At 66.6% G+C, this 6,926-nt stretch carries 7 protein-coding genes; 5 read left to right on the top strand and 2 right to left on the bottom strand.

Annotated elements, in window-relative coordinates:
- Window positions 1-197: 197 nt before the first annotated feature.
- A complete protein-coding gene (locus tag VFA08_01525) occupies window positions 198-614 on the bottom strand; it encodes an SRPBCC domain-containing protein (GenBank protein ID HYZ12273.1) in 417 nt (138 codons plus the stop codon).
- Window positions 611-937, bottom strand: coding sequence for a metalloregulator ArsR/SmtB family transcription factor (locus VFA08_01520; GenBank protein ID HYZ12272.1), 327 nt, complete (start codon window positions 935-937; stop codon window positions 611-613). The genes VFA08_01525 and VFA08_01520 overlap by 4 nt, the downstream gene beginning before the upstream one ends.
- 146 nt (window positions 938-1,083) lie before the next feature.
- Between VFA08_01520 and VFA08_01515 the strand changes: the two genes are divergently transcribed.
- From VFA08_01515 to VFA08_01495, 5 genes are read left to right on the top strand one after another with little or no spacing between them, the layout of a single operon-like run.
- A complete protein-coding gene (locus VFA08_01515) occupies window positions 1,084-2,883 on the top strand; it encodes an ABC transporter substrate-binding protein (protein ID HYZ12271.1) in 1,800 nt (599 codons plus the stop codon).
- A gap of 38 nt (window positions 2,884-2,921) precedes the next feature.
- Window positions 2,922-3,899, top strand: coding sequence for an ABC transporter permease (locus VFA08_01510; protein HYZ12270.1), 978 nt, complete (start codon window positions 2,922-2,924; stop codon window positions 3,897-3,899).
- A complete protein-coding gene (locus VFA08_01505; GenBank protein HYZ12269.1) occupies window positions 3,900-4,862 on the top strand; it encodes an ABC transporter permease in 963 nt (320 codons plus the stop codon).
- Window positions 4,863-4,867: 5 nt separating this feature from the next.
- Window positions 4,868-5,863, top strand: coding sequence for an ABC transporter ATP-binding protein (locus tag VFA08_01500; protein HYZ12268.1), 996 nt, complete (start codon window positions 4,868-4,870; stop codon window positions 5,861-5,863).
- The gene (locus VFA08_01495; protein ID HYZ12267.1) at window positions 5,860-6,903 is read left to right on the top strand and encodes an ABC transporter ATP-binding protein; all 1,044 of its coding nucleotides are present in this window, start codon (window positions 5,860-5,862) and stop codon (window positions 6,901-6,903) included. The genes VFA08_01500 and VFA08_01495 overlap by 4 nt, the downstream gene beginning before the upstream one ends.
- The last annotated feature ends 23 nt before the right edge of the window (window positions 6,904-6,926 follow it).

The raw sequence follows: 6,926 nt of genomic DNA, 5'->3' as shown, positions 1-6,926 counted from the left end.
CTGATCCCGCCGATCCACGCGGGGTCGTTCCTGTTGTCCACTACGTACGAGGCGACCTGGTCGCGAGGTGCCTCGATCGTGGTCGTCGCCGTCACGTCGATCGCTCCCATGACTTGCTTCCTCCCTTCAAACGCTCAACCGAAGGGTTGAATATACTTGGAAGCGACGACGAGGCGCCAGTCGCACAAGGGGAGACGCTACGTCGCGAGGATCCCGGCCAGACGTTTGATCATCGTGCCCCACCCGTCGCGGTGACCGTCGACGACATCCTCCGGTAGGCGTTCGTACGTCAGCACCACGCGCGTGCCATCGTCGTGCGGGTGCAGCTCGAGGGTGACGACACTCGGCTCTGCGCCGGTGAACGGCGAGACCCACGTGAAGGCGAGCCGGCTCGGCCGATCGATCTCGAGGTACTCGCCCCTGTGCTCCAGGCGAGCCTCCACCATCACCACGCGAAACGAGCCGCCCACACGAAGGTCGACCTCTGCTTCGGCGGCGCCGACGGGGCTCATCCACGCCGCCATCCGCGATGGCGTCGTCCACGCGTCGAATACCTCGTTCGGCGTCGCCGACAGCACGCGCTCGACAACGAGCGCGCCCGTCCGCGCGTTCACCGCCGCTTGCTTTCGCGGAGGTGACGGTCGAGTGCGTCGAGCCGGCCCTCCCAGAACGCGCGGTAGCCGTCGATCCACTCCGCAGCCGGCTTCAACGGGCGGGCGTCGAGCGACAGGAAGTGCTCGCGCCCGACGACCGTTCGTCGGATCAGCCCGGCGTCCTCGAGCACGTGGATGTGCTTCGAGGCACCGGCGAGCGAGATATCGAACGGTTCGGCGAGCTCGGTGACCCGGAGTTCGTCTCCGCGCAACAGATCCAGCATCGACCGTCGGATCTCGTGCCCCAGCGCCCCGTACGACGCGTCGAGGGAACGCTCAACCATTCGGTTGATAATACCCCGCCTGTAACAGGGACCCAGCTGCGGCGTGCGCGTCTCGTGGCCACTACCAGCGCGTTTCTGGCGCCATCCATACAATCGCTCCCGTCCGTACTCCTGTTACTACGCGACAGCCAGACAAGGGAGGGCGCATGCCGGGGATCGCTCGGACGTTCGTCGCCGTCGTGGCGTGGACACTCGTCGCCATCGTTGCCGTAGGCGGCGCGGCAGCGCAGGAAACATCTGAATCGGCCTCGCCGAGCGACGACCCTCTGACCATTACGGTCGGAACGACGACCGACATCCGAACGACCAACCCTCTTCGATCGCTCACGGGCGTCGAGGCATGGACGTTCAGTTTCATGTACTCGGGGATGCTCTGGTTGGACCGAGAGGACCTGTCTCCCATTCCGGGCCTGCTCGAGTCCTGGACTCAGAGCGAGGACGGCCTGACTTGGACGTTTACGTTCCGCGATGGGCTCCAATGGAGCGACGGTGAGCCGCTGACGGCTCACGACTTCGCGTTCACAGCGAACTTCCTGATCGAGTACGACAAGGACATCCCTTCGTGGAACAAGAGAACGGACTTTCCCTTCACTGAAAGCATCACTGCAACGGACGACCGTACGGTCGTGTGGAAGACGTCACAGCCGACGTTCGCGCCGGGAAAGGCCGAGTACTACCTCGTACTGCCTGAGCACGTCTGGGGCGACATGACCGGCGAAGAGGCCAGCCGGTTCAAGAACTTCCCGAACCCCGTGGTGTCGGGCCCATTCACGCTCGTCGAACGGGAGCAAGGACAGTTCTGGCGACTGCAGCGCAACCCGAATTGGTTCGGGGAGGAGCCACGAGAGGACGAGATCGTCTTTCGCCTGTTCAACACCAACGAGGCCATGGTGCAGGCACTGAGGCGAGGAACCATCGATTTTGCAGAAACGATCCCGGCACAGCTGTTCGACTCCCTGCAGCCCGTCGAAACGACGACGGATCACGTCGGTGCGGCAACGAGCTTCGCCAACCTCAACTTCAACCTGATCGAGGGCGAGAAGACCACGGGGCACCCGGCGCTGCTGGACGAGCAGGTCCGGCGGGCGATCGCCTACGCGATCGATAAGGACGAGCTCATCGACCGCGTGCTGCGAGGCTATGCGACACCGGGCACGACTGTCGTCGGACCAACGTACACGTTCTGGCATTACGAGCCGACGGAGGAAGAGTTCATCGGGTTCGACCCGCCACAAGCGAACGCGATCCTCGACGAGGCTGGCTATGTTGATACTGACAACGACGGTGTCCGAGAGATGCCGGGCGGCGGGAATCCGCTCGAGCTCCGTCTGAACGTCGTCTCAAGCGACAGCGATTCGGTCCGTTCAGCAGTGTTCATCGAGAGCTGGCTTCGAGACATCGGCATCGAGGTCGACACCCAGTCGAAGAACAACGCAAGCGTGCTCGAGGACTACTACGCCGGCGACTTCGACATGTACATGTACGGCTGGGCGACGGGGCCCGACCCCGACTTCCTTCTCTCGACGTTCACGGAGGAAGAATGCGGGTTCTGGAGCGATACCTGCTGGAGCAATCCCACGTACGACGCCCTTTACGAGGAGCAGCGCCAAGCGTTCGACCCCGAGGAACGTCAGGAGGTCGTGTACGAGCTTCAACGCATGATCTACACCGAGGTTCCTGAGATCGTGCTCTGGTACTACAACAACCTGCAGTCCTACCGCGCCGACCGGTGGGGTGGTTTCGTCGAGCTCGGCCCGGACGGCGACCTGTTCGACCAGGCCACGCCGTACTCGTCGTGGGCGATTCGGCCAGCGTCCGAGGGCTCGGCAACGGGTACGGCGGAAGGCGGACTCTCCGGGATCGTGTGGGTGCTCATCGTCGGGGCGATCGTGCTGATCGGCGTCGGCTTCGTCATCGCGCGGCGACGCGCGGAGGATCGAGCTTGACGTCGTCCAGCGAGAGGCGGAGGTAGGGGTCGCCCGAGGTGCAGGGCAGACGCTACGTCCTTTCGAAGATCGGGCAGGCGCTCGCGACGCTCGCGTTCGTCGTCGCCTTCAACTTCTTCCTGTTCCGCGTCATGCCGGGCGACCCGGTCAGGCTCCTCGCCCGGGCTCAGGGGCTCGAGCTGTCGCGTGGTGCGATCCGCGAGCTCATCGCGGACCTCGGCCTGAACAAGCCGCTATTCGCGCAGTTCTGGGACTACCTCGGCGACACGCTCCGTGGGAACTTCGGCGACTCCTTCATCTTCGGCGAGCCGGTCACGACGATCTTCGGCAGGTTCATGTGGCCGACGATCCTGCTCGTCGGCGTGGCGACCGTGCTGATGACGGTGATCGGTCTGTTCCTCGGTGTTCGTGGCGGGTGGAACCGCGGGAGCAAGAGCGACCTCGCTTCGATGGGCATCTCGCTCGTTCTGTACTCGATGCCAGAGTTCTGGCTCGGCATGATGCTGCTCGTCCTGTTCGCGACGACGCTCGGGTGGTTCCCGCAGGGTGGGTACAAGTCGACGCAGGCAGGGATCACCGGACTCGACAAGGTCGTCGACATCCTGAACCACATGTTCCTGCCGACGATCACGCTCACGCTCGCCTACATCGGCGAGTACTACCTGCTGATGCGCTCGTCGCTGCTCGACGTGCTCGGCGAGGACTACATCACCGCGGCGCGTGCGAAGGGCATCCGGGAGAGCCAGGTGCTGTGGCGGCATGCCGTGCGGAACGCACTGCTTCCGACGGTGACGCTCCTCGCGCTGTCGTTCGGGTTCGTGATCGGCGGCGCGATCACCGTCGAGCTCGTCTTTTCCTATCCGGGGCTCGGGCTGCTCACGTTCGAGGCGCTGGAGGCGCAGGACTACGCGCTCCTGCAGGGGATGTTCCTGTTCTTCAGCGCCGCGGTGATCGTGGCCAACCTGATCGCCGACATCCTGTACTCGTACCTCGACCCGCGGGTCCGTGAGGCGTAGATGGCGACGACGACGGAGCCGAGATCGGGCGACCCGAAACGCGCGGCGATCGAGGGCCAGGGCGAACCGATCCCTCGCACGCCGCGTGAGATCGCGCGAGCGCGCCGGCGGGCGTCGTTGCGGCGGCTATGGCGGACGTTCCGCAAGAGCAAGATGGGGATGGCGGGACTGATCATCCTGGTGTTCTTCACGCTCGTAGCGCTGCTGGCGCCGGTGATCGCCGACAGCGACGGGCTCGATCCCACCAAGGTGAGCGGGCCGATCCTGGCGGGCCCGAGCTGGAAGTACCCGCTCGGCACCGATGACCTCGGCCGGTCCGTGCTCACGCTCACGATCTGGGGGTCGCGGATCTCGCTGCTCGTCGGTCTCGCGGCGACGATCGTGTCGATGTTCGTCGGGTCGGGGCTGGGGATCTTGGCCGGCTACCGCGGCGGGTGGTGGGACCGCGTGCTGATGCGGTTCACCGACTGGTTCCTGGTGATCCCGTGGCTCGCGCTCGCCATCACGCTCGCCTCGATCTTCGGGCAGTCGCTGTTCATCATCGTGATGGTGATCGGGCTGACGTCGTGGGCGGGAACGGCGCGGCTCGTCCGGAGTCAGGTGTTGTCGGTGAAGGAGCGGCCGTTCGTCGAGCGCGCCCGAGGGCTCGGCGCGGGCCACACGCAGCTCGTCCTCCGTCACGTGTTGCCGAACGTGTTCCCCGTGATCTTCGCGAACACGATTCTCACCGTGGCCCTGTCGATCCTTTCCGAGACGACGCTGTCGTTCCTCGGCCTCGGCGATCCGCTGCGCGTCTCGTGGGGGGCGATCCTGGAGCTCGCCTTCGACGCCGGAGCGGCGACCCTCGGCGCATGGTGGTGGCTCGGCGCGCCGGGCGTGTGCATCGTGCTCGTCGTACTGGGCTTCACCATGTGCGGGTACGCGCTCGACGAGATCCTCAATCCCCGCCTCACGCGGCGATAGCCAGGATGACGCTGCTGTCGGTTCGTGACCTGGAGATCACGTACCACCCGGAGTCCGGCCCGGTGCCGGCCGTCCGGGGGGTGGACTTCGACGTCGAACGCGGCGAGGTGCTCGGGCTCGCCGGCGAGTCCGGGTGCGGGAAGTCGACCATCGGCCAGGGCCTATTACGGCTGCTCCCGAAGGAGACGGAGATCCGCGGGCGCGTCTCCCTCAATGGACAGGACGTCCTGTCGATGCGCCAGCGCGAGCTGCGCATGGCCCGATGGACGCAGGCGGCGATCGTCTTCCAGGGCGCGATGCACGCGCTCGACCCGGTGATCCGCGTGGAGGACCAGATCGCCGAGGCGATCATGGCCCACGATCTGGCGGGCCGGCGGGGAGCCGCCGTTCGCGTCGGCGAGCTGATGGAGCGAGTCGGGCTTCCGGCCCGCCGGTCGCGCGATTACCCCCACGAGTTCTCGGGCGGTCAGCGGCAGCGCGTGATGATCGCCATGGCGCTCGCGTGCGGGCCGAACCTCATCGTCGCGGACGAGCCGACCACCGCGCTGGACGTGATGGTGCAGGCGCAGGTGCTCAAGCTGCTGAGGAACCTTCAGCGAGATATGGGCCTGGCCATGCTGTTCATCACGCACGACCTGTCGGTGCTCACGGAGGTGAGCGACCGGCTCGCCGTGATGTACGCGGGGAAGATCGTTGAGGAGGGACCGGCGCGGGCAGTGTTCGACAAGCCGAGCCATCCCTACACGCGCGCGCTGGCGGCCGCGTTCCCCAAGATCGGCGACGAGCGATTCGTGCAGGCGCCGACCGGGCTCGGCGGCGATCCGCCCGACCCGCGCGCCATCCCGTCGGGGTGCAGCTTCCATCCGAGGTGTCCGGAGCGGTTCGAGCCGTGCGACACGATCGGGCCGGACCTGTACCCGTCGGGCGAGGGACGGCGTTCGGCGTGTCTGCTGGTCGAAGGCGCGCTCGAGCACGCGCAGGCATTGGCGGCCAAGCCATGAGAACAGCTGCCGACACGCGACAAGGGCCGACCGACGCCGTCTCGCCGCTGCTGTCGGTTCGCGATCTGCGCGTCTCGTTCTCCGGTCGGGTGGGGCTGCTCGCCGGCAAGGCGGGCAAGGAGCGAGTTCGAGCTCGCGCCGTCGACGGAGTGAGCCTGGACGTCGCGCCGGGAGAGATCGTCGCGTTGGCCGGCGAGTCCGGATGCGGGAAGACGACGCTCGCGCGCGCCATCATGGGGTTCGTTCGTCCCGACTCGGGCGAGATCGTCTACGAGGGACGACCGATTGGCGACCTTCGCGCCTACCGGCGGACCGTCCAGATGGTCTACCAGGACCCGATGGGGGCGCTGAACCCGCGACAGACGATCTACGAGTCGGTCGCCGAGGGGCTCCGCATCCACAAGGTTCCGGGCGACGAGGAGAAGCTCGTCGCGCAGGCATTGTCGCGAGCGGGGCTGCGCCCGCCCGAACGGTTCTTCCTGTCGTTCCCCCACGAGCTCTCCGGCGGTCAGCGTCAGCGCGTGGTCATCGCCGGCGCGTTGGCGCTCGAACCGCGACTGATCGTCGCCGACGAGCCGGTGTCGAACCTCGACGCCTCCATCCGCGGCGAGATCCTGCAGCTGTTGCTCCGGCTCCGGAAGGAGTCCGGGATGAGCATCCTCGTCGTGACGCACGACCTCGGCCTGGCGTGGACGGTCGCCGATCGGGTGGCGGTGATGTACCTCGGGCGGATCGTGGAGCTCGGACCGACTCGGCGTGTCCTGACCGAACCGCTTCACCCCTACACACGCGCGTTGCTCGCGGTCGTCCCGGAGGCGGGAGGGATCGATCGTCCGGCGCTTCCGGGTGAGCCGCCGGACCCGAGGAGGATCCCGCCGGGTTGTCGGTTCCATCCGAGGTGTCCGGCGCTCGCCTCTGGCGAGAGCAAGGCCGCAGGCGTCGACGAGAAGTGCGTCGGCGAAGACCTGGGCCTCATGGAGCTCGAGGCGGAACACTCGGCCGCGTGTCATCTCACCGCGCGGCAGGTCCTCGGCGTCTGAGACCGTCCGTTCCACGGGCGGAT

It is taken from the genome of Actinomycetota bacterium (genome assembly GCA_035640355.1).
In the GTDB taxonomy this organism is placed as follows: Bacteria; Actinomycetota; UBA4738; order UBA4738; family HRBIN12; genus CALGFI01.
The sequence above is the reverse complement of the archived record's forward strand: the minus strand, read 5'-3'. Positions and strand labels throughout refer to the sequence as shown.

Coding starts and splice junctions, on each gene's coding strand:
- VFA08_01520 (HYZ12272.1), bottom strand. CDS start 937: ATGGTTGAGCGTTCCCTCGACGCGTCGTACGGGGCGCTGGGGCACGAG.
- VFA08_01515 (HYZ12271.1), top strand. CDS start 1,084: ATGCCGGGGATCGCTCGGACGTTCGTCGCCGTCGTGGCGTGGACACTC.
- VFA08_01505 (HYZ12269.1), top strand. CDS start 3,900: ATGGCGACGACGACGGAGCCGAGATCGGGCGACCCGAAACGCGCGGCG.
- VFA08_01500 (HYZ12268.1), top strand. CDS start 4,868: ATGACGCTGCTGTCGGTTCGTGACCTGGAGATCACGTACCACCCGGAG.
- VFA08_01495 (HYZ12267.1), top strand. CDS start 5,860: ATGAGAACAGCTGCCGACACGCGACAAGGGCCGACCGACGCCGTCTCG.